General features: G+C 55.2%; 1 protein-coding gene. It reads left to right on the top strand.

The window, feature by feature from the left end:
* Nucleotides 1-344 precede the first annotated feature (344 nt).
* Complete coding sequence (locus tag OC610_RS28335; RefSeq protein ID WP_264433018.1) at nt 345-716, top strand: DUF6124 family protein; 372 nt, start codon at nt 345-347, stop codon at nt 714-716.
* Nucleotides 717-753: the final 37 nt, after the last annotated feature.

Raw genomic sequence — 753 nt, 5'->3', positions numbered from 1 at the left:
AACGGATATTCACCCCCTAAAAGCAAGGTCCTAGGAGATTTCCTTCAAGTTCTGGCGAAGTTGATGAACTTGTTCGGCGTCCGTCTCGTAGCTAGTCTGGGTTTGTCACCGAAAAAACGGTGACACGGACGTGCAAGTCCGAAGAAACTGTTTAGGATGCGACGCTACATTGCTCATGGGCTTTTTTCTGTCCACTGGCTTTATGGCGGCTGCACGCGGGAGATCCTTGGATCTGCCGGGTGTCCTAAACAGGCCCGGTCTTGCACACCTGCGTACGGCCGCCACCCTCATTCGCGTGCAAGCGAACGGTGACGGTTTCCACTTAACTGTTTAGGAAATCTCAAATGTTCAAAGCAACTCCAAATCCGCCAGGAAGCCCTGGCAACGCCTCTGACAAATCCTCAAAATCCAAAAAACTCGACGAAGCCGCCGAACGCGTCCTCGACTACTACCTCAACCCCAAACCCGCCGATCAATCCTCGAACAAATCCCAAGGGCCCCAACTCTTCATGGTCGCCCCGGACATCGACACCGAAACCCTCCTGGCCAATGCCTCCGAAGACTTACTATCCATCAGCGCCATCGCCGCCAACCTGGCAGATGACGTCGACGGCTCGCGCCGCAGCGTGATTCTGGCGATCAGCCGCATGGCGGATGGGGTGCATCTGCTGGTGGAACGGGCGATGGATCGGCTTGAGGTTCAAGCTTCAGTCTGAAAAACCTGTGGTGAACTGAAGACCGCTTTCGCGAGCA

The sequence above is a fragment of the Pseudomonas agronomica genome (genome assembly GCF_025917275.1).
Lineage (GTDB): Bacteria > Pseudomonadota > Gammaproteobacteria > Pseudomonadales > Pseudomonadaceae > Aquipseudomonas > Aquipseudomonas agronomica.
This window is presented reverse-complemented; position numbering and strand designations above follow the sequence as displayed.

Bases quoted from the DNA above. Each gene is read 5' to 3' on its own strand.
- OC610_RS28335 (WP_264433018.1), top strand. From the start codon at position 345: ATGTTCAAAGCAACTCCAAATCCGCCAGGAAGCCCTGGCAACGCCTCT.